The organism is Streptomyces sp. NPDC085460 (assembly GCF_044541975.1).
GTDB lineage: Bacteria > Actinomycetota > Actinomycetes > Streptomycetales > Streptomycetaceae > Streptomyces.
Window position 1 is genome coordinate 125,437 of the sequence record NZ_JBITTO010000010.1, and the last position, 19,820, is coordinate 145,256.

Below are 19,820 nucleotides of genomic sequence, written 5' to 3' on the forward strand. Positions count from 1 at the left end.
TCGGGAGCACCCCCGGACGTCGGGTAGAGTTCTCTCTGTCAGCAGGCGCCGCTAGCTCAGTTGGTTAGAGCAGCTGACTCTTAATCAGCGGGTCCGGGGTTCGAGTCCCTGGCGGCGCACCGACACAAGAAGCCCCTCGCGCGAGCGAGGGGCTTCTTGCTGTCACCGGTCAACTACTGTGCGTTGCGGGCCAGTTCCAGGGCGTACGCGTCGAACCACTCGCCCGCCTTCGGGCCGCCCCGGCACTCCCCGTCCGACTCGCCGGGGCGCTTGATCCACAGGTAGGCGCTGACCAGCGGGTCTCCGGTGCCCGTGGTCGGCGGTTCGCCGAGCGCGCGGCCCGGCGGGTTGCACCAGTCCTCCGCCAGGTCGCCCGCCGTGTAGGGGCCGTTCCCGTTGCGGCCGGTGTCGACGACGAAGGGCTTGCCGCCGACGAGGGCGGAGAGCCGCCGCCCGTACGCGACGCTCTCCTCCGTCGTGCGGAAGTTCGAGACGTTCACCGCGAAACCGTCGGCGGCGTCGGCACCGGCCTCCCGCAGCGGTGCGGCCACCGTCTCCGGGGCGGCCCAGCCGGGATTGCCCGCGTCCAGGTGGACGGTGACGCCCGGCTGCCGCTTCAGACGCTCGACGGCCGACCGGAGCAGGGCGTACCGCTCGGCGCGGTGCTCCTCGGCGGTGCAGCCGTCGACGATCTGCATCACCGCGTCCGGTTCCAGGACCACCGTGGCCCGCCGGTCGCCGATGCCCCGGGCGACGGCGTCCACCCATGCGCGGTACGCGTCCCCGTCGGTCGCGCCGCCGGCCGAGTACTGCCCGCAGTCCCGGTGCGGGATGCCGTAGAGGACGAGGAGGGCGGCCCGGCCCGCCGCCGTCGCCGCCTCGGTGAGCGCCCGCGTCTCCGCCTCCGCCTCCGGCCGGTCGGGGCCGAGCCACTCCGCGACCGGGCGGGTCGAGATCCGGCTCAGCAGCTCGGCCTCCGCGGTCCGGCCCGCCGCGCGGTGGGCGGCGACGGCGCGGGCGGCCTTCCCGTCCGGATTCACCCAGTAGGGTGCCCCGGCCGGCGGGGACGGGTCGGGCCCGGGAGCGCCCCGCCCGCCCGCCGCGCCGGGCGCCGCGCAGGCCGTGGCGGCCAGGAGCGCGAGGGCCGCGGCGAGGAGCCGCGCTCCCACGCGGGCAGCGGCGCCGGGACCGTACGCGGAGGGCAGCAGACCCGGACGCGGCGGCGGACCCGGGCTCGGAGCAGGACGCGGAAACGGCACCGGAAACGGACTCGGACGCGGGGCCGCGGGGGGCGCGGGCGGGCGTGCGGACATACGGGCCCCTCGGGCGCGTGCGGGGGTGGCGGAGTCGTGACCATCGTGACACGGCAGCCCCCTGGGCCGTGCGAGGCGGGGCCCTCTACAGTGTGCGGAACTCCCGCCTCCCGCGGCGGCGCCGGGCTCCTCCCGCGGCCCGTGAGCCCGCGGTCGAGGACCGGCCCGGCCGGCGGCCCGTGGGACGCGGCCCGCCGGCCGGGGCCAGGTCCACCCGTACGCCCGCACACCCGTACACCCGCACACCCGCCAGAAGCTCACGTACCGCCCGCCGTCGGCTGTTCCGCCGCCGTCAGGTACGCCGAGACGACGACGTTCGCCGTGTAGGTGCCGGTGGCGCGGTCGAAGGTGCCGCCGCAGGTGATGAGGCGGAGCTCGGCGCGGGCAGGGTCGCGGGGGCCGTAGACCGCCCGGGGGTCGAAGTCGTCGCGCGCGACGACGCGGACGTCGTCGACGGTGAAGACGGCGACGGATCCGTCCGTCCGGGTGACGCGGACGGTCTCGCCGGGGCGGGCGGCGCTGAGGGCGTAGAAGACGGCGGGGCGGGTCTCGGTGTCGACGTGGCCGACGAGGAGGGCGGGGCCCGCGGCGCCGGGCGGGGTGCCGGGGGCGTACCAGCCGACGGCGTGCGGCAGCTCGTACGGCGGCGGGTCCACCGCCCCGGTGGAGTCGAGGCCCCGGGGGACGACGGGGGCGTCGATGCCGAGGGCGGGGATCCGGACGCGGCGGGGTTCCGCCGCGCCGGGTATCGGCTCCCGGGACGGCGGCAGGTCCACGCCCGGCGGGCGCCCGACCGCCGCGATGTCGCCGTGCGTCGGGGCCGAGCTGCCGCCCGGGCCCCAGGCGGCGTCGCGGCCCCAGAGCCAGAGCCCGAGGAGCAGGACCGCCCAGGCCACGCCGACGGCCGGGCGGCTCGGCGCGGCCACGGCTAGGCCGCGCCTTCGGGGCCGGCCCCGCGCGCTCCGGAGGGCATCGCCTACTCCGGGCGGCGGCGGGAGCTTCGGAAGGCCACCGCCACGGCGGCCACGGCGGCCATGCCGAGGCCCAGCAGGGTGTAGGGGGTGCCGAGGCCGTCGGGGCTCGCCGTCTGGGCGACGCCGGGGGCGGCCGGGGCGGCGAACACGGCGGTGCCGCCGCCGCCCGCGCGGACCGGGGCGACCGGGCTCGGCTGGTGCGTCGGCTCCTGGCGGTGCCCGACGGTGAGGGTGCCGGCGTCGGGGTGGTCGTGGCCGCCGCAGCTGACCGAGACCTGGTACGTGCCGTCCCGCAGGCCCGTACGGAGGGTGGCGCCGCCGAGGAGGGCCTGGCCGCCGTCGCGGGCCGTGAGCTCGGCGTCCGCGACGAACGCCGGGGACTTCGCGGCGCCGGTGGTGCCCTCGCAGCCCTTGACGCGGACGTCGATGTCGGCGCCGGGGGCGGCGGTGGCCGGGGTGACGCCGGCCTCGACGCCGTCGTGGGCGAGGGCGGTGCCCGCCGTGGGCGCGAGCACAAGGGCCAGCGCCGCCCCCGCGGCACGGAGAGCGATGGGACCTGAACGCATGGTGACCTCCTGGTACTGGCAGGGTCACCCGGTTCGCCGCTTTCCGCATCCGCAGGGGAGGCGGGCTCCGGGGCTCAGACGCGGTCGACGAGGTCCGCGATCGACTTCACGATCTTGGAGGGGCGGAACGGGAAGCGGTCGATCTCCGCCTCCGTCGTCAGACCGGTCAGCACGAGGAAGGTCTGCATGCCCGCTTCGAGACCGGCGAGGATGTCGGTGTCCATCCGGTCGCCGATCATCGCGCTGGACTCGGAGTGGGCGCCGATCGCGTTGAGCCCGGTGCGCATCATCAGCGGGTTGGGCTTGCCCGCGAAGTACGGCTCCTTGCCGGTGGCCTTGGTGATGAGGGCGGCGACGGAGCCGGTCGCGGGGAGCGGTCCCTCCAGGGAGGGGCCGGTCTCGTCGGGGTTGGTGCAGATGAAGCGGGCGCCGTTGTTGATGAGGCGGACCGCCTTCGTCATGGCCTCGAAGGAGTACGTCCGGGTCTCGCCCAGGACCACGTAGTCGGGGTCGTGGTCGGTGAGGACGTAGCCGATGTCGTGGAGGGCGGTGGTGAGGCCGGCCTCGCCGATGACGTACGCGGTGCCGCCGGGGCGCTGGTCGTCGAGGAACTTGGCGGTGGCGAGCGCCGAGGTCCAGATGTTCTCGACGGGGACCTCCAGGCCCATGCGCTTGAGGCGGGCGTGCAGGTCGCGGGCGGTGTAGATCGAGTTGTTGGTGAGGACCAGGAACGGCTTCCCGGTCTCCCGCAGCTTCGTGATGAACGCGTCGGCGCCGGGGATCGGGACGCCCTCGTGGATGAGGACGCCGTCCATGTCGGTGAGCCAGGATTCGATCGGCTTGCGCTCTGCCATGGGTGCGGGACTCCTGCCGTACGGACGTGAGACGTGCGGTGTGCTGGGGGCGACGCGACAGCGCTGTGGCGACGCCCCCAGCCTAGGTCAGGAACCCGTGGCGGTGACCCTGTCGAACGTCCCGTACCCGTGGCCGGATCCGTTCTCAGCTGCCGGTCGCGGACTTCCAGGCGTCGACGTGGGCGGCGAGGTTCTTGTCGATGTCGGCCCAGTCCGGCTCGAAGATCTCGACGCCGTCGATCAGCTTCGCCAGTTCGATGGCGTTGGCGTCGGTGGCCTTGATGTCCTTGCGGGCGGGGAAGCCGCCGCCGACGGAGCTGACCTCGCGCTGGGCGCCCTCGCTCAGCATGAAGTCGAGGAGCTTCTTGCCGTTCTCGGTGTGCGGGGCCTTGTCGACCAGGCCCGCCGCGTAGGGCAGGGCGAAGGTGGTGGGCTTGCCGCCCTCCTTGGCCGGGAACCAGATGGCGAGGTTCGGCATGGACTTGGCCTGGGCGAAGTTCATCTGCACGTCGCCGTTGGCGACGAGGAGTTCGCCCTTGTCGACCTTGGGGGCGAGCTTGGACGTGGAGGAGGACGGGCCGACGTTGTTGGCCTGGAGCTTCTTCAGGTACTCCATGGCGGGCGCCTGGCCGCCGAAGTCGTGCATGGCCTTGATGAGGACGGCGGTGCCGTCGCCGGCGACGCCGGGCGTGGAGTACTGGAGCCGGTTCTCGAACTTCCCGTCGAGCAGCGCCTCCCAGGTGCCGGGGGCCTCGGGAAGCTCCTTCTTGTTGTGGATGAAGCCGAAGTAGTTGTTGACGACGGAGGTCCAGGAGCCGTCGGCGGCCTTGTCGGCGCCGTCGACCTGGTCGGCGCCCTTCGGGGTGTACTTCTGGAGGAGGCCCTTGGAGCCGGCCTGCTGGATGAAGGGCGGGAGGGTGACGATGACGTCGGCCTGCGTGTTGGACTTCTCGCGGAGGGCCCGCTGGACCATCTCCCCGGAACCGCCCTCCACGTACTTCACCTTGATGCCGGTCTCCTTCTCGAAGTCGGCGAAGACCTTGTCGTACCAGCCGTCGCCCTTCTCGCCCTTGAGGCCGTCGGCGCTGTAGACGGTGACGACCTTCTCGTCGGAGGCGGCGGAGGAGCCGCCGCAGGCGGTGAGGGAGGCGGCGAGGGCGAGGACACCGGTGACGGCGGCGACCGGCTTGGCGTACGTAAGCATGACGTCGTTCTCTCCTGGCTGTGAGGGCTTAGCGGTAGGAAGCCTTGGTGCGGATGCGGGAGACGGCGAGCAGGACCAGCAGGGTGGTGGCCATGAGGACCACGGCCAGCGCCGATCCGGTGAAGAGGGACCCGCGGTCGGTGGCGGTGAAGACCAGCACCGGCAGCGGCATCCAGTCCGGCGGGTAGAGCATCATCGTGGCGCTCAGCTCCCCCATGGACAGGGCGAAGCAGAGCCCGGCGGCGGCGCTCAGCGAGGGCAGCAGCAGGGGCAGCTTGACCCGGAACAGGACGTACGAGGGGCGGGCGCCGAGTCCGGCCGCCGCCTGCTCGTACATCGGGTCGAGGCGGCGGATCGCCGCCGAGACCGACTGGTGGGCGAAGGCCGTGACCAGCACGGTGTGGGCCAGGATCACGATCCAGCGGGTGCCGTTGAGGAGCAGCGGCGGCCGGGAGAAGGCCACCAGGACGGCGAGGCCGACCACCACCGACGGCACGGCGAGCGGCAGCACGAAGAGGGCGTCCAGGAACCGGCGGCCCTTGCCGCGCAGCGAGGCGGCGGCGAGCGCGGCCCAGGTGCCGAGGGTGAGCGCGAGGAGGCTCGCGGCGGTGGCGGTGACGAGGCTGGTCGTCAGGGCCTGGAGCGAGGCGCCGCGGACGGCGGCCGTGTAGTGCTCGGCGGTCGGTCCCGAGGGGAAGGCGCCGGACCAGTTCGTGGAGAAGGACGCGGCGACGATGACGAGGAGGGGGACCGCGAAGAGCGGGACGAAGAGGACGGCGAAGACGAGCCAGGAGGCGGCCCGGCCCTTGCGGCTATGCACCAGCACGGCGGCTCACCACCCGGTAGACGGCGTAGAGGCCCACGGAGATCGCGACGTTGACGACGGCGACGACACAGGCGGCGGCGTAGTCGGATTCGAGGATGGCCTTGGAGTAGACGAGCATCGGGAGCGTGGTGACGCCCTTGGCGCCGGTGAAGAGGACGATCCCGAACTCGTTGAGGCACATGACGAGGACGAGGCTGCCGCCGGCCGCGAGCGCGGGCAGCGCCTCCGGCAGGATCACCTTCCGCACGATCCGCGCGGGCCGGGCGCCGAGCGAGGACGCCACCTCCAGCTGGGCGGTGTCCAGTTGCGAGAAGGCGGCGAGCAGCGGCCGCATCACGAAGGGCGTGAAGTACGTGATCTCGGCGAGGAGCACGCCCCACGGGGTGGTGAGGAACTGGAACGGCCCCTCGGCGGCCCCCGTGGCGCCCGTCCACAGCCCGTTGGCCATGCCGACCGTGCCGTAGACGAAGAGCAGGGCGAGGGTGATGAGGAAGGAGGGGAAGGAGAGGAAGACGTCGATGAAGCGGGAGACCGCCTTCGCCCCGGGGAAGGGCACGAAGGCGACGATCAGCGCGAGGACGAAGCCGAGGACGAGGCAGCCGACGGTGGCGCCGACCGCGAGCCACACGGTGGTGACCAGCGCGTCCCGGAAGGAGGCGGAGGAGAACACCTCGGCGTACGCGCCGGGCGCCAGCGACTCCTGGACGACGAGCCCGAGCGGGTAGAGGAAGACGAGCCCGAGGACCGCGACGGGGGGCAGGGCCCAGACCCAGGCGGGGACGGTACGGCTCCGGGGCGGGCGGGCCGCCGTGACGACCGGGGGCGCGGTGGCCTGGGCGCTAGCCATCGTTCACCCCCGCCGCCAGCAGCACCGCGTCCTCGGGCGCGAAGTGCAGCACCACCTCGGAGCCCAGCGGGGGCGTGTCCCGCAGTTCCCGCACGTCCGCCTTCACGCGGTGCCCGTCGACGTCGACGTACAGGCGGTGGGTGGCGCCCCGCCACTGGACCTCGGTGATCCGGCCGCGCAGGGCGTTGGGGCCCTCGCCGAGGCCGATGAGGTGGGGGCGGACGCAGAGGGTGGCGGCGGCTCCGGCGGCGGCGTCGCCGACCGGGACCTTCAGGCCGGTGCCGGCGAAGTCGACGCCGTCGGCGCCGACCCGGACCGGCAGCAGGTTGGCGTTGCCGACGAAGGAGGCGGTGAACTCGGTGCGGGGGCGCCGGTACAGCTCCTGCGGGGTGCCGCAGTCCTGGAGCCGCGCCTTGTCCATGACGGCGATCCGGTCCGCGAGGGTGAGCGCCTCGACCTGGTCGTGGGTGACGTACAGGACGGAGACGTCGGGGAGTTCGCGGTGCAGCCGGGCCAGCTCGGCGAGCATGCCGGAGCGGAGCTGGGCGTCGAGCGCGGAGAGCGGTTCGTCGAGGAGGAGGACGTCGGGGCGGATGGCGAGGGCGCGGGCGATGGCGACGCGCTGCTGCTGTCCGCCGGAGAGTTCGCGGGGGTGGCGCTTGGCGTACGCGGCCATCCCGGTCATCTCCAGGGCCTCGGCGACCCGGCCGGGGATCTCGGCCTTGGGGTGCTTCTGGGCCCTGAGCCCGAAGGCGACGTTCTCGTCGACCCGCAGGTGCGGGAAGAGGGCGTACTGCTGGACGACCATGCCGATGCCCCGCTTGTACGGCGGGAGGTCGGTGACGTCGCGGTCGCCGATGTACACGCGGCCGGCGGAGGGGCGGACGAAGCCGGCGACGGTGCGCAGGGCGGTGGTCTTGCCGGAGCCGGAGGGTCCGAGGAGGGCCATCACCTCGCCGGGTTCGACGGTGAGGGTGAGCGCGTCGAGGACGGTGGTGTCCCCGTACGCGACGGAGACGCCGTCGAAGCGGATGCCGCTGGTCACGACTCGTACTCCCGTATCGCTGCCGGGAGTTCGGCGATCGAGCCGAGGACGTGGGTGGCGCCGTGCTCGGTGAGGGCGGGCTCGGCGTGGGCGCCGGTGAGGACGCCGGCGACGAGCCCGGCGCCGGCGCGGGCGCCGCTGAGCATGTCGTACGAGGTGTCGCCGGCGACGACGGCCCGGCGCACTTGGTCGACGGCCCCGGTGCGGAGGAAGGCGGTGAGGACCATGTCCGGGTACGGGCGGCCGCGCCCGCCGGCGTCCGCCGGGCAGAGGGTCAGGTCGGCGAGGTCCCGCCAGCCGAGCGCGTCGAGGATGGCGTCCTGGGTGACGCGGGCGAAGCCGGTGGTGAGGACGACGGTACGGCCCTGCCCGCGGAGTTCCGCGACGGTCTCGGCGGCGCCGGGGACCGGGGCGATCAGGCCCTCGGAGACCAGCTCCCCGTACGCCTCCTCGAAGGCGGCGTTGGCCTGCCGGGCGCGGGTCTCGTCGCCGCCGAGGAGGTGGCGGAAGACGGAGATCTTGGACTCGCCCATGGTGGCGCGGACGTGGCCGATCATCGCGGCCGGGTCCTCGCCGAGGCGTTCGGCGGCGGCGGTGAAGGCGCGCTCCACGAGGCCGTCGTCGGCGACGGTGGTGCCGGCCATGTCGAGGACGATGAGGTCGAGGGTGTTCTGCGTGGTCATGTGTGTCACCAGCCCAGTTCGTTCGCGGTCTTCTCGGCGATGGCGGGCGAGCAGGTCATGCCGCGCCCGCCGGGTCCGGTCACGAGCCAGACCCCGTCCCGTACCCGCTGGCGGTGGACCACCCGGGTGGTGTCCACGCACTGCGCGTACACCCCGGCCCAGCGGCGGCGGATCGCCGGCAGGGGGCGGCCGAGCAGGGACTCGACGACCCGGACCAGGTGCTCGTAGGGGTCCTCGACGGTGTCGAAGGCGAAGGGGTGCTCGTACTCGTGGGTGTCGCCGATGGTCAGTCCGCCGTCGAGGCGCTGCACCATGAGCAGCTGCATCTTGTGGGCGGCGGCGGTGGGGTCCTGCGCCTGGCCGGCGTTCAGGGCGTCGAGCGCCCCGGAGGCGTAGGCCGGGTAGTAGCGGAAGGAGTCGGCGTCGGCGACGGAGGTCGTCAGCGGCTCGCCGAGGGGGGCGGTCTGCATCATCTGGAGGCGGACGCGGCGGACGGGGACCGGGCCCGCGACCTCGCGGACCAGGCCGGAGAGCCAGGCGCCGGTGCACAGGACGACGGCGTCGCCGCTGTGCAGGTCGCCGTGGTCGTCACGGACGGCGTGCTCGCCGACGACCTCGCGGACCTCGCGGTTCGGGAGGAAGGTGTAGTGGCCGGTGGCGAGGAGGGCCTCGCGGAGGGCGAGCTGCGCGGTGCGCGGCTCGACGGCGGCGTCCCGCTCGCACCACAGGGCGGCGTCGAAGGCGCCGCGCAGCGCCGGGTTGAGCGCCCGCGCCTCCTCGGGGGTGAGCAGCTTGTAGCCGCGGGCGGGGGCGTCCGCGCGGGCGACGGCCGCCTCGGCGACGGCCAGCTCCAGGTCGCCCCGGACGGGGGTGAGGGAGCCGATGGCCCGGAAGCCGAGGCCGGGGACGCGGGCGCCGACGGCCTCCCAGAGCTCGCGGGCGCGCAGGGCGGTGTCGAGTTCCTCGCCGCCCGCGCGACCGCTGACCCAGATCTGGCCGAAGTTCCTCAGGGAGGCTCCGCGCGCCTCGGCCTCGCGCTCGATGTGTACGACCTCGTGGCCGCGTTCCACTGCCTGCCAGGCGTGCATGGTGCCCACCACGCCGGCTCCTACGACGATCACCTTCATGCCGTCCACGGTCGGGGCGGTGGGTGACCCGGGCGGGTCGCGCGGGCGTCGGGACGGTGAACGGACCGACAAGCTTGGCCTAGACCCGTTACCTTTTCGTGATGTTGGGGGGTCTGTGGCCGGGCGCCCGCGCGCTACTCCTGGCGGCCCAGGTGCGCGGTGAAGCTGAAGCGGTCGCCCCGGTAGAGGGTGCGGACGCGCTCCAGGGGCCGCCCCCGCTCGTCGCGGGAGACGCGGTGCAGCAGGAGCATCGGCAGGGCCGGCGGGGTGCCGATGAGCAGCGCCTCGCGCGGGGTGGCGAGCACGGTCTCGATCCGCTCGTCGGCGTCGCCGAAGGAGATGCCCAGCCGGTCGCGGAGGTAGGCGTAGAAGGAGGAGTCCGGGTCGAACTCGCTGTCCAGACGCGGGGCGCGGGCCTCGGAGACGTACGTGCTCTCCAGGCCGACCCGCTCGTCGTCGGCGAGCAGCACCCGCTCCATGTGCCAGACGGACGCGCCGGGCTCGACGCCGACCTCGGGGGCGAGCGCGTCGGGGCAGGGGAAGCGGTCCAGGGAGACGATGCTGCGGCCCGGGCGGCGGCCCTGCCGGCGCACGCCCTCGGTGTAACTGGCGAGGGAGAGCGGCTGTTCGAGCTTGGGACCGGCGACGACCGTGCCCCGGCCCTGGCGGCGCAGCCTGCCCTCCAGGAGGAGTTCGCGCAGGGCCTGCCGGACGGTCTCGCGGGAGACCTCGTACCGGACGGCGAGGTCGCGCTCGGTGGGCAGCGCGCCGCCCTCCCCCAACTCGTCGACGAGGACGGCGAGTCGCGCCTTCACCGCGTAGTACTTGGGCACCCGGCCGTGCTCCGGGACGCCGGAGCGGACGGGGGCGCCGGGAGTGCTCGGGACGGCGGCGGCGGTCGGGGCGCTCGGCGTGCGGTGCTGCTGGTTCATCCGGGGATCGTCGCAGACGGGGGTGAACGGGAGGGTGTACGGAGGGTGTCCCGGCGGCTTCGGCTCGCCGGGTTCGTCTCGGTCGCCGGCGGCTGCTTCCCGGCCTTCAGGGGCGGGGCCGCGCCCTCAGGCGGCGGCCCGCGCGGGTGAGGACGGCGCCGGCGAGGGCGAGGGACGCCGCCCAGGGGGCCAGGCGGGTGACCGTCTCCTCCGTTCCCGTGTGGGCGAGTTCGGGGCGCGGGTGGCCTCCGGTGCCGGGGGGCAGGCCCGTGGGGGGCGGCGGCGTCGCGGGCGCGGATCCGTCGGGAGCGGGGGTGGGGGTGCGGCCGGGCGCGGGGGCCGTGGGATCGGCCGGGGGGTCGGCCGGGGCGGGGGGCGGCGCGGATTCGGAGGGGTCGGGGGGTCCGACGCTGAGGCGGTAGTCGCCGGAGCGGCCGACCCAGTCGCCGTCGCCGCCCCGGCGCTGGACGAGCGCGGCGTTCACGACGACCTCCTCGGGGGCGGCGTCGGCCCGGAAGGCCAGCCGGACCGGCACGGTGACGGTCCGCCGGGCGGGCACGGAGAAGCCGCCGAACCCGGTGAACGCGCCGATGCTCTCGGCCTCCTCGGTCGCCTCGAACGCGACCGGCCGCCAGCGCTCGGCCTCCCCGTCGTAGAACTCCAGCCGGATCTGCTCCGGCCGCAGCACCCGCCCCTCGTCGGCGAGCACCAGGACCGGATGCACCGCGGCGCAGTCCGCGCCGGTGGTGTTCCGCACCTCCAGCTCCCAGGCCCGGAACGCCCCTCCCGCGGGGTAGTCGGCGGGCCCGTCCTCGATCCGGGTCTCCAGCGGGAACCCGGCGTCGGCGTCGGTTCCGCATCGGGGGGCGGGGGCGGGTGCGGGGGCCGCGGGGGCGGGGGCGGCGGAGGAGGCGGCGGGAGCTGAGGCAGGGGCGGCGGAGGCGGAGGCAGGGGTGGCGGAGGCGGGGGCTGCCGGCAGGGCGAGACCGAGCGCCAGGGGCAGGGGCAGGGCGACGGCCGCGACGGCGCTGCGCAGGGGCCGGGGGGCGGGTGCCATGGGCGGATGCCTTTGCTGCTCGCGGACGTGCGGGACGCCCGCGACGCTGCCACACCCGCCGCCGCGGAACGGGCCACGACACCGCGGGGCCCCCCGACCGCCCGCCGGATCCGCCCGATCAGCGTATGGTCCGACCTTCCGATGAACGGGGCGCGGACGGGTACGTCAGCCGGCGGACTGGCTCGGTGCCAGGCCGAAGACGGGGGCCAGGACGAGGTGGGCCGCGCCGACGGGCAGGGCGTGCGGGACCGCCGGGACCTCGACCGGGGTCGGGAGGCGGAGGGCGGCGAGCACGGCGGCCACCCCGTCCGCGAAGACCCCGGGCGCGGAGCGGACCACCCGGCCGCCGAGCAGGACCCGGTCGATGTCGAGGAGCCGGACCAGGTTGGCGGCGCCGGTGCCGAGGATCCGCACGGCCTCGGGCAGGTCCCCTCGGGCGACCGCCGCGAGGCAGAGCACCTCGAGGCAGCCGCGCGCGCCGCAGGCGCACGGGGGCCCGTCGAGCTGGACGGTCTGGTGGCCGAGTTCGCCCGCCCCGGTCCGCTCGCCGCGCAGCGGGGCGCCGCCGACGACGAGGCCGGCGCCGAGCCCCGTACCGAGGTGGACGTAGGCGAAGGAGCGGGGCGCGCCGGGCCGGACGGCGAGGCCGAGGGCGGCGGCGTTGGTGTCCTTGTCGAGCGTGACCGGCAGCCCGAGGCGCGCGGCCAGCACGTCCCGTACCGGATACCCGTCCCACACCGCGGCCCCCGTCACCCGCCCCGGCACCCCGCCCCGGCGGTCCAACGGCCCCGGCATCGCGACGCCGACGCCCAGCACGCCGACACCGGGGGATCCGACCGGCCCGAGCACGCGGGCCCGGGGCGCCCCACCGGGCCCGGGCACTCCGGCGGGCCCGGGCGCTCCGCCGGGCTCAGGTACTCCGGCGGGCACGGGCGCTCCGCCAGGCCCGGGCACTCCGCCAAGCTCAGGCACTCCACCGGGCCCGGGCACTCCGCCCGGCCCAGGCACCCCGCCAGGCTCGGGCGCCCCGACCCCCGGCCCGGGTGCCCCGACCCCCGGCTCGGGTCCCGCCGCCCTCGGGAGGGGGAGGTCCGCCTCCGCGAGGAGGGCGCGGACCTCCTCCTCCAGGGCGGCGAGGACCGGCGGCGGGCCGGCGGTGAGGGCCAGGGGGCGGCGGCGGAGCGCCACGACCGTGCCGGTGAGGTCGGTCAGGGCGACGGTGAGTCCGTCGCGGTCGAGGTGCGCGCCGACGGCGTACCCGGCGGTGGGGACAAGCCGCAGGACGGTACGGGGCTTGCCGCCGGTCGAGGCGCGGCGGCCGGCCTCCGCGGCCAGGCCCTCGGCGCGCAGCCGGGCGGTGATCTTGCTGACGGCCTGCGGGGTGAGGCCGGTGCGCTCGGCCAGTTCGAGCCGGCTGATGCCTTCCTCCCTCGCCGTACGCAGCAGGTTCAGCACGAGCGCCGCGTTGTGGCCCCGCAGCGCCGACAGGTTCGCGCCGCCGCCGGGGTCCCTCGTCATCACCGTCACCGGCTCATTCTGCCTCCTGCTTGCACTTCGGCAACAGCGTTGCTTAAGTGCTGTTCATGACGCCCCTCACCACCCCCCGCCCCCTCCGCGTCGGCCTCGTCGGCTACGGCCTCGCGGGCTCCGTCTTCCACGCCCCGCTGATCGCCGCCTCCCCCGACCTGACGCTCGCCGCCGTCACCACCGGCGACCCCGGGCGCGCCGCCGAGGCGCGGGAGGCCCATCCGGGCGTCCGGGTGCTCGCCCGCCCGGAGGAGCTGTGGGCGGAGGGCGGCCCGGAGCTCGACCTCGTCGTGGTCGCCTCCCCCAACAAGACCCACGTCCCGATCGCCGAGGCCGCCCTGAAGGCCGGGCTTCCCGTCGTCGTCGACAAGCCGCTCGCGGCGACCGCCGCCGAGGCCCGCGCCCTGGCCGGGCTCGCGGAGGAGCGCGGGCTGCTGCTGTCCGTCTTCCAGAACCGGCGCTGGGACAGCGACTTCCTCACCCTCCGCCGCCTCCTGGACGAGGGCGAGCTCGGCGAGGTGCAGCGCTTCGAGTCCCGCTTCGAGCGGTGGCGGCCGCGCCCGAAGGGCGGCTGGCGCGAGTCCGGGGCCCCGGAGGAGATCGGCGGTCTGCTGTACGACCTCGGCAGCCACGTCGTCGACCAGGCCCTGGTCCTCTTCGGCCCGGCCGTCTCCGTCTACGCCGAGTCGGACGTGCGCCGCCCGGGCGCGGAGGCCGACGACGACACCTTCGTCGCGATCACGCACGCCGGCGGCGTCCGCTCCCATCTGTACGTGAGCGCCACCACCGCCCAGCTGGGGCCCCGCTTCCGGGTGCTCGGGCAGCGCGCCGGCTTCGTGACGTACGGCCTCGATCCGCAGGAGGCGGCGCTGCGGGAGGGGCTGCGGCCGGGACCGGGCACGGCGTGGGGCGTGGAGCCCGAGGGGCTGTGGGGCCGGATCGGCTCCGGGGAGTCCCCGCTGACGGGTGGCGGGACGCCGGTCGAGTCGGTGCCGGGGGACTACCCGGCGTACTACGCGGCCGTCGCCGCCGCCGTGCGCGGCACCGGCCCGAACCCGGTCACCGCGCACGAGGCCGCCGCCGCCCTGGACGTCCTGGAGGCGGCGAGGCGGTCGGCCCGCGAGGGCGTCACGGTCAGGCTGACCAGCGCGACCGACGGCGCCGGCGGCTGACGGCGACGAGGACGGCGCCGCCGAGGGCGAGGCCGGCGGCCGTCGCGCCCATGACGATCTTCCCGGTGCCGGCACCCGTCTCGGGCAGCTCGCCGCCGCCGTCCGGTCCGTGGTGGCCGCCGGTGGCATCGCCGTGGCCGCCGGTGCCGGATCCGCCGGTGTCGGATCCGCCTCCGCTGGTCCAGCCGCCGTCGGAGCCACCGTTGGACCCGCCGCCGTTCGTCCCGCCGCCGTTCGAGACCCCGCCGTTCGTGACCCCGCCGTCGGCGGAGTCGGTCGGGCTGGGGGTGGGCTCGGTCGGCGTGGGCGTGGTCTCGGTGGGGGTCGGGTCCGTGGGGGTCGGCTCGGTGGGGGTCGGCTCGGTGGGCGTCGGGGTGGTCTCCGTCGGGGTCGGCTCCGTGGGCGTCGGGGTCGGCTCGGTCGGCGTCGGCTCGGTCGGTGTCGGAGTGGTGTCCGTCGGCGTCGGGGTCGGGTCCTCGTCGCAGGACGGCAGGTCGCCGTCGAACGGGTAGTTGTGGATCTCCTGGCCGCCGCCCCCGCCCGGCTCGGAGGCGTGGGTCAGGTTTCCGGTGGTGAAGAACCGGCCGTTCATGCCCGGCAGGGTGATCGTCGTGGTGCTGGCCTGGTTGCCGACGAGGACGCTGCCCGCGAACTGCGCGGTGCCCTCGAACGTGACGCGGGTCGCGTCGGGGAAGTTCCACAGCAGCCGGTCGCGGAGCCCCGGCAGGCCGGCGATGAAGGTGTCGATGGTCCGCTCTCCGCCGAGGAGGTTCACGAGGACGGTCGCGTTCGCGGGGATCTTCTCGAAGCGGATGCCCTGCTGCCCGCCGGACCCGGACTCCAGGTCGAAGTCGACGTCGAAGACCTGGAGCGCGGAGGTGCCGTCGCCGGTGAACACCGTCTCGGTGCCCTGGTTGACGGCCGTTCCGGTGGCGGGGCGCGGGGCCCCGTCGACGTACGCGTAACACCGGCTCGCGGCGGTCAGTTCGTCGCGCAGCGCGGTGTACGGGGCGACGGCGGCGGCGTCCTTGACGGGCGCCGGGGTCACGGTGCCGGTGACGGTGCCCGCGTACAGCGTCTTGCCGGTGACCGTGCCCTCCTCGGTGAGGAGGCTCTGTCCGGGGGCGACGGTGAGGTTCCCGCCGACACTGAGGAAGGCGGTGCCGTTGTCGGGGACGACGCGCGAACCGACGCCCGCGACACCGACGTTGTAGACCTGGGAGACGCCCGTGCGCTTGGCCTGGTCGAAGCCGCCGAGGACGACGACCTTGCCCTCGGCCTCCGCGGCGGCCTCGCGCACGAGGAAGTCGCCGCCGACGAAGACGTTGATGGCGTTGTCGCGCCACCTGACCTCGCCGTTGTTGATGTCGGGGTACGTGGGCGGGCACTTGCCCGGCTTGCACGGGCCGAGCCCGCCGGGGAGCGGATCGGCGGCGCCGGTGGCGGCGAGTCCCCCGACGAGGGCGCCGGAGACGAGCACCGCCGTCGCGGCGGAGAGGGCGAGACGGGTTCCGCGGCGGGGGACGCGCCGGGGTGCGTGCCGGGGGACGCGCCGGGTCTTCACAGGTTCCATATGCCGCAATATGCATAAAAAGTGACGAAAATGGCGGCACCCCACGCGGGGCGCCGCCAGATCCGGACGTGACCGTCACCACCGCACGGCCGGTCAGGCGCTCTTCAGCTCCTGGCGCTGGCGGCCGAGGCCCTCGATCTCCAGCTCGACGACGTCGCCGGGCCGGAGGTACGGCTTGGGGTCGGGCTGCCCCATGGCGACACCGGCGGGCGTGCCGGTGTTGATGATGTCGCCGGGGTAGAGCGTCATGAACCGGCTCACGTACCGCACGACCTCGGCGACCGGGAAGATCTGGTCCGAGGTGTGGCCGTCCTGCTTCAGCTCGCCGTTCACCCAGAGGCGCAGGGCGAGGTCCTGCGGGTCGGGCACCTCGTCGGCGGTCACCAGCCAGGGCCCGAGCGGGTTGAAGGTCTCGCAGTTCTTGCCCTTGTCCCAGGTGCCGCCGCGCTCGATCTGGAACTCGCGCTCGGAGACGTCGTGCGCGAGCGCGTACCCGGCGACGTGCGCCAGGGCCTCCTCGTCCGTCTCCAGGTAGCGGGCGGTCCGGCCGATGACGATCGCCAGCTCGACCTCCCAGTCGGTCTTCACCGAGCCGCGCGGTACGAGCACGGTGTCGTCCGGGCCGACGACGGTGTCGGCGGCCTTGAGGAAGACGACCGGCTCCGCCGGGGTGGCCTGCCCGGTCTCGGCCGCGTGCCCGTGGTAGTTCAGCCCGATGCACACGACCTTGCCGATCCGGCCGACCGGCGGGCCGACGCGCAGCCCGGTGGCGTCGCCGGAGCCGCCGTACGCGGGGAGCACCCCGGCCTCGGCGGCGGCGCGGATCCGGTCGAGCGTGGCGGTGTCCGCGAGCAGCCGGCCGTCGACGTCGTCGGTGAAGGAGGACAGGTCACGGAGGGTTCCGTCCCCGTCGAGGAGGGCGGGACGCTCGGCGCCCGGCGGGCCGACTCGCAGCAGCTTCATGGTCTTCTCCCTGTGGTCGAGGTGGGCCCGGGGGGAGGCCCTTCGGTGCCCCGGCCGATGGAGTGCGGCCATCGGAGGATCGTTCGATCCTCCAAGACTCGGGTTCAGCCCGCAAGACCCCGTTCAGCCTGCGGACCCTTACGCGCGAGTAGGGCCTGTCCAGGCGAGGTCCCTTCAGCGCGAGTAGGGACTGCCCGGCCGGGCACCTTCAGCGCGAGTAGGCCCCGTCCGCGCGGACCCCTTCAGGAGGAGGCCGGCTCCAGCGGGACCAGCAGCCGGCGGGGGGTGAGGAGGGCGCGGCCGACGGGGTCGGCGGGGTCGGGGTCGAGCCCGGCACCGGGCCGCATCTCGACCTCGGCGGGGGCCACGGGGACGCGGCAGGCCGGGCACTCGCCGGACGGGCCGAGCTCGGCGCCGCAGCCGGCGTGGTGGAAGTGGCGCATGGGCAGGGTGCCGGGGACCTCGGCCCTGCCCCAGGCCCCGAGGGCCCACAGGACGGGCCAGAGGGCGAGGCCGCGCTCGGTGAGGACGTACTCGTCGCGGGGCGGGGAGTCCTGGTACCGGCGCCGGTCGAGGACGCCGGCGTCGACGAGGGCCTGGAGGCGGGCGGCCAGGACGGCGCGGGGGGCGCCGAGGTGGGCCAGGAAGTCGCTGTACCGGCGGACGCCGTAGAAGGCGTCGCGCACCACGAGCAGCGTCCAGCGCTCGCCGACGACCTCCAGGGCGCGCGCGATGGAGCACTGCTGCTGCGTGTAGTCCTTACCGAGGGCCATGGTGGCCATCGTACCGAAAAGATGGTTCATTGACCGAACCCAGCGGGTAGAGTGCGGGTTCATTGAATGAATCGACCCGCAGGATGGACCGACCGGGCGGAGGCCCCGCATGCGCACAGCCCACTCGCAGCCGCACACACCGGACCGCGCGGGCCGCGACGGCCCCTCCACCCGACCCCCGGGCGGCCCGGCGACCCTCGCCGTCACCGCCTTCGCCACCGCCGTCGCGCTGATGAACTACACGGCGCCGATGCTCACCCTCCCCGCGATGGCGGAGGCGTTCGGGACGCCGTCCTCGGCACAGGCGTGGCTGCTCAACGGCACCCCGCTCGGCCTCGCCGCGCTGCTCCTGGTCGCGGGCGCGCTGGCCGACGCGCACGGCAGGCGCCGGGTCTTCCTGCTCGGCACGCTCGCGCTGGGCGTGACGACCGCGCTCGGGGCCTTCGCCGGTTCGACGGCGCTGTTCACGGCGGCGCGGATCGCGCAGGGCGCGGCGAGCGCGGCGGTCCTCGCCGGCAGCCTGGGCCTCCTGGCCGACGCGTACCCCACGGGCCGCGACCGGATCCGCGCCACCGGGATCTGGGGCGCGGCGGTGAGCGGCGGGATCGCGCTGGGCCCGCTGCTCGCGGGGGCGCTCGGCCTGGTGGACTGGCGGCTGGCGTACGTGGCCCTGGGCGCGGCGGCCCTGCTGACGGCCGCGGTGGGGGCCCTGCTGACGGCTTCCGTGGGGACCCGTACCCCCGCCCACCCGGCGGACCGCACCCCCGGCGACGGCCGGCGGGGGCGCCCCGACCTGGCGGGCGCGACGACGCTCGCGCTGGCGCTCGGCGCGCTGCTGACGGCGCTGACCCTGGGCCGGGACGGCTGGCTGCGCCCGGTGATCGGCGTGCTGGTCCTGGCGTCGGCGGCGCTCACCGCGCTGTTCCTGCTGGTGGAACGCCGGGCGGCCCAGCCGATGATCGACCTCGCGCTGCTGCGGAGGCGGGAGTTCCGGGTGTCGGCGGTGGGGGCGCTCTTCACGGGCCTGGCGGTGATCGGCCTGTTCAGCGTGGTCCCGGCGCTGATCCAGCGGGGCGCGGGCATGGCGCCCCTGGCGGCGGCGTGGCTCTTCGTGCTCTGGTCGGGCACGGCGTTCGCGGTGGCGCTCCAGGCGCGCCGGCTCGCGGGCCGGCTCTCGGCCGCGCACCAGCTGGCCCTCGGCTTCGTCCTGTCGGCGGCGGGCGTCCTCGCCCTCCTCGGCGCGCTCGACTCCCCCGCGCTGCCCTGGCCGCGTCTGGTCGCGGGCCTGGTGGTGGCGGGCGCGGGCAGCGGCCTGCTGAACGCGGCCCTGCCCCGGCTCGCGGTCGACTCGGTGCCCCCGGAGCGGGCGGCGATGGGCTCGGGCGCGAACAACACGGCCCGGTACATCGGTTCGGCGGCGGGCGTGGCGCTGATGCTGGCGCTTTCGGGGTCGGGCCCCGACGCGGCCGTGGTGGCCTCGGCGGTCCTCGCCCTGGCGGGCGCGGCCCTCACCGTCGCAGGGTCGCCCAGACGATGAGCCGGTAGCGGGAGGTGAACTCGGGCGTGCAGGTGGTGAGGGTGAGGTAGGACCCGGCCTCGGAGTAGCCGTACGAGGGCTTGACGATCGACCGGGGCACGGGCTGGATGACGCCGGTGTCGCGCGGCGAGGTGACCGGGAGGATCCGGTCGACGCGGTAGGTGTACGTGCCCTCCCGGGTCCGCAGGGTGATCTCGTCGCCCTTCCGCAGCCGGTTGACGTACCGGAACGGTTCGCCGTGCGTGTTCCGGTGCCCGGCGAGCGCCACGTTCCCGGCGGCGCCGGGGGCGGCGGTGCCGGGGTAGTGCCCCACGTACCCCCTGTCGAGCACCTTGCTCTTGGAGATCCCGCGCGCGACCGGCACCGTCAGCCCGATCCGCGGGATGCGCAGCACGGCGAAGGTCTGCCCGGAGGGCGGCGGAGGGACGGCGGAGGGGGCCGGGGGCCGAGCGGGGGGCCGCGTACGCCGGGGGGACGGGCTGCCGGACCCGGGCACGGCGGACGGGCTACCGACGGCGGCGGACGGCCGGGCCGAGGGCCCGGCGGACACCGCCCCCTCCCCCTCCCTCTCCCCCTCCGGGAGAGAGATGTCCCACTCCCGCTCCAGCGCGCGGACCTCGGCCCCGGCCTCGGCGCGGGCCTGCTGATTGGTCCACCACAGCTGGTGGACGACGAGCAGAAGGATGAGAACACCGCAGGTGACGACGGTCTCGGCGGCGATCCAGAGCACGCGGGCGAGTCCACGGCGCCCCGAGCGCGCCTGGACGACGACCGGCACCCGCTCCCGTCCTCCGCGTCCCCTGTCCCGCACGCCGGGCACGATAGGCGCTGCGGCGCCAACTCTCCA

At 75.3% G+C, this 19,820-nt stretch carries 19 protein-coding genes and 1 tRNA gene; 3 read left to right on the forward strand and 17 right to left on the reverse strand.

Annotated features, from left to right (window positions below; translation table 11 throughout):
• Window positions 1-45: 45 nt before the first annotated feature.
• A tRNA-Lys gene (locus tag ACIGHB_RS26100) sits at window positions 46-119 on the forward strand.
• Between the two features lie 54 nt (window positions 120-173).
• Here ACIGHB_RS26100 and ACIGHB_RS26105 read toward each other — a convergent pair.
• The 13 genes from ACIGHB_RS26105 to ACIGHB_RS26165 all read right to left on the reverse strand — a co-directional run bounded on the left by ACIGHB_RS26105 (window position 174) and on the right by ACIGHB_RS26165 (window position 12,946).
• Entirely contained in the window at window positions 174-1,169 is a 996-nt protein-coding gene (locus ACIGHB_RS26105) for a glycoside hydrolase family 6 protein (RefSeq protein ID WP_399916280.1), read from the reverse strand.
• Between the two features lie 401 nt (window positions 1,170-1,570).
• A complete protein-coding gene (locus tag ACIGHB_RS26110) occupies window positions 1,571-2,239 on the reverse strand; it encodes a class F sortase (protein WP_360312150.1) in 669 nt (222 codons plus the stop codon).
• 50 nt (window positions 2,240-2,289) lie between these two features.
• A complete protein-coding gene (locus ACIGHB_RS26115; protein ID WP_399916283.1) occupies window positions 2,290-2,853 on the reverse strand; it encodes a hypothetical protein in 564 nt (187 codons plus the stop codon).
• A gap of 74 nt (window positions 2,854-2,927) precedes the next feature.
• Window positions 2,928-3,707, reverse strand: coding sequence for an HAD-IIA family hydrolase (locus tag ACIGHB_RS26120; protein ID WP_360312147.1), 780 nt, complete (start codon window positions 3,705-3,707; stop codon window positions 2,928-2,930).
• A 145-nt stretch (window positions 3,708-3,852) separates the two neighbouring features.
• Entirely contained in the window at window positions 3,853-4,911 is a 1,059-nt protein-coding gene (locus ACIGHB_RS26125; protein ID WP_360312145.1) for a 2-aminoethylphosphonate ABC transporter substrate-binding protein, read from the reverse strand.
• A gap of 28 nt (window positions 4,912-4,939) precedes the next feature.
• Window positions 4,940-5,737: an ABC transporter permease gene (locus ACIGHB_RS26130; protein ID WP_399916285.1), complete on the reverse strand. Its 798-nt coding sequence runs from the start codon at window positions 5,735-5,737 to the stop codon at window positions 4,940-4,942.
• Window positions 5,724-6,584, reverse strand: a complete 861-nt coding sequence (locus ACIGHB_RS26135; RefSeq protein WP_360312141.1) for a 2-aminoethylphosphonate ABC transporter permease subunit — start codon at window positions 6,582-6,584, stop codon at window positions 5,724-5,726. Before ACIGHB_RS26135 ends, ACIGHB_RS26130 begins: the two co-directional genes overlap by 14 nt.
• On the reverse strand, window positions 6,577-7,629 hold the full coding sequence (locus tag ACIGHB_RS26140) for an ABC transporter ATP-binding protein (protein WP_399916287.1): 1,053 nt from the start codon (window positions 7,627-7,629) through the stop codon (window positions 6,577-6,579). The genes ACIGHB_RS26135 and ACIGHB_RS26140 overlap by 8 nt, the downstream gene beginning before the upstream one ends.
• On the reverse strand, window positions 7,626-8,312 hold the full coding sequence (locus ACIGHB_RS26145) for a phosphonatase-like hydrolase (protein ID WP_399916289.1): 687 nt from the start codon (window positions 8,310-8,312) through the stop codon (window positions 7,626-7,628). Before ACIGHB_RS26145 ends, ACIGHB_RS26140 begins: the two co-directional genes overlap by 4 nt.
• Before the next feature lie 5 nt (window positions 8,313-8,317).
• Complete coding sequence (locus ACIGHB_RS26150; protein WP_399916291.1) at window positions 8,318-9,439, reverse strand: TIGR03364 family FAD-dependent oxidoreductase; 1,122 nt, start codon at window positions 9,437-9,439, stop codon at window positions 8,318-8,320.
• Between the two features lie 134 nt (window positions 9,440-9,573).
• Complete coding sequence (locus tag ACIGHB_RS26155) at window positions 9,574-10,371, reverse strand: GntR family transcriptional regulator (RefSeq protein ID WP_399916293.1); 798 nt, start codon at window positions 10,369-10,371, stop codon at window positions 9,574-9,576.
• A 106-nt stretch (window positions 10,372-10,477) separates the two neighbouring features.
• Window positions 10,478-11,428, reverse strand: a complete 951-nt coding sequence (locus ACIGHB_RS26160) for a hypothetical protein (RefSeq protein WP_399916295.1) — start codon at window positions 11,426-11,428, stop codon at window positions 10,478-10,480.
• 165 nt (window positions 11,429-11,593) lie between these two features.
• On the reverse strand, window positions 11,594-12,946 hold the full coding sequence (locus ACIGHB_RS26165; protein WP_399916453.1) for an ROK family transcriptional regulator: 1,353 nt from the start codon (window positions 12,944-12,946) through the stop codon (window positions 11,594-11,596).
• Between the two features lie 65 nt (window positions 12,947-13,011).
• Between ACIGHB_RS26165 and ACIGHB_RS26170 the strand changes: the two genes are divergently transcribed.
• Window positions 13,012-14,127 (forward strand): Gfo/Idh/MocA family oxidoreductase, encoded by a 1,116-nt coding sequence (locus ACIGHB_RS26170; protein WP_360312162.1) that lies wholly within the window; start codon window positions 13,012-13,014, stop codon window positions 14,125-14,127.
• Here the strand turns inward: ACIGHB_RS26170 and ACIGHB_RS26175 are convergent.
• The 3 genes from ACIGHB_RS26175 to ACIGHB_RS26185 all read right to left on the reverse strand — a co-directional run bounded on the left by ACIGHB_RS26175 (window position 14,090) and on the right by ACIGHB_RS26185 (window position 17,436).
• Window positions 14,090-15,700, reverse strand: a complete 1,611-nt coding sequence (locus ACIGHB_RS26175) for a choice-of-anchor A family protein (protein ID WP_399916297.1) — start codon at window positions 15,698-15,700, stop codon at window positions 14,090-14,092. The two genes, ACIGHB_RS26170 and ACIGHB_RS26175, sit on opposite strands and share 38 nt — an antisense overlap.
• A 93-nt stretch (window positions 15,701-15,793) precedes the next feature.
• Entirely contained in the window at window positions 15,794-16,663 is an 870-nt protein-coding gene (locus tag ACIGHB_RS26180; protein WP_360312128.1) for a fumarylacetoacetate hydrolase family protein, read from the reverse strand.
• 242 nt (window positions 16,664-16,905) lie between these two features.
• Window positions 16,906-17,436 (reverse strand): winged helix-turn-helix transcriptional regulator, encoded by a 531-nt coding sequence (locus ACIGHB_RS26185; RefSeq protein ID WP_399916299.1) that lies wholly within the window; start codon window positions 17,434-17,436, stop codon window positions 16,906-16,908.
• A gap of 109 nt (window positions 17,437-17,545) precedes the next feature.
• On the opposite strand from ACIGHB_RS26185, the gene ACIGHB_RS26190 reads away from it, so the two are divergent.
• Window positions 17,546-18,973, forward strand: a complete 1,428-nt coding sequence (locus ACIGHB_RS26190) for an MFS transporter (RefSeq protein ID WP_399916301.1) — start codon at window positions 17,546-17,548, stop codon at window positions 18,971-18,973.
• Here ACIGHB_RS26190 and ACIGHB_RS26195 read toward each other — a convergent pair.
• A complete protein-coding gene (locus ACIGHB_RS26195) occupies window positions 18,945-19,784 on the reverse strand; it encodes a class E sortase (RefSeq protein WP_399916303.1) in 840 nt (279 codons plus the stop codon). The two genes, ACIGHB_RS26190 and ACIGHB_RS26195, sit on opposite strands and share 29 nt — an antisense overlap.
• Window positions 19,785-19,820: the final 36 nt, after the last annotated feature.

Coding starts and splice junctions, on each gene's coding strand:
- ACIGHB_RS26115 (WP_399916283.1), bottom strand. CDS start 2,853: ATGCGTTCAGGTCCCATCGCTCTCCGTGCCGCGGGGGCGGCGCTGGCC.
- ACIGHB_RS26120 (WP_360312147.1), bottom strand. CDS start 3,707: ATGGCAGAGCGCAAGCCGATCGAATCCTGGCTCACCGACATGGACGGC.
- ACIGHB_RS26125 (WP_360312145.1), bottom strand. CDS start 4,911: ATGCTTACGTACGCCAAGCCGGTCGCCGCCGTCACCGGTGTCCTCGCC.
- ACIGHB_RS26135 (WP_360312141.1), bottom strand. CDS start 6,584: ATGGCTAGCGCCCAGGCCACCGCGCCCCCGGTCGTCACGGCGGCCCGC.
- ACIGHB_RS26145 (WP_399916289.1), bottom strand. CDS start 8,312: ATGACCACGCAGAACACCCTCGACCTCATCGTCCTCGACATGGCCGGC.
- ACIGHB_RS26150 (WP_399916291.1), bottom strand. CDS start 9,439: ATGAAGGTGATCGTCGTAGGAGCCGGCGTGGTGGGCACCATGCACGCC.
- ACIGHB_RS26155 (WP_399916293.1), bottom strand. CDS start 10,371: ATGAACCAGCAGCACCGCACGCCGAGCGCCCCGACCGCCGCCGCCGTC.
- ACIGHB_RS26160 (WP_399916295.1), bottom strand. CDS start 11,428: ATGGCACCCGCCCCCCGGCCCCTGCGCAGCGCCGTCGCGGCCGTCGCC.
- ACIGHB_RS26165 (WP_399916453.1), bottom strand. CDS start 12,946: ATGACGAGGGACCCCGGCGGCGGCGCGAACCTGTCGGCGCTGCGGGGC.
- ACIGHB_RS26170 (WP_360312162.1), top strand. CDS start 13,012: ATGACGCCCCTCACCACCCCCCGCCCCCTCCGCGTCGGCCTCGTCGGC.
- ACIGHB_RS26175 (WP_399916297.1), bottom strand. CDS start 15,700: ATGGAACCTGTGAAGACCCGGCGCGTCCCCCGGCACGCACCCCGGCGC.
- ACIGHB_RS26180 (WP_360312128.1), bottom strand. CDS start 16,663: ATGAAGCTGCTGCGAGTCGGCCCGCCGGGCGCCGAGCGTCCCGCCCTC.
- ACIGHB_RS26185 (WP_399916299.1), bottom strand. CDS start 17,436: ATGGCCCTCGGTAAGGACTACACGCAGCAGCAGTGCTCCATCGCGCGC.
- ACIGHB_RS26190 (WP_399916301.1), top strand. CDS start 17,546: ATGCGCACAGCCCACTCGCAGCCGCACACACCGGACCGCGCGGGCCGC.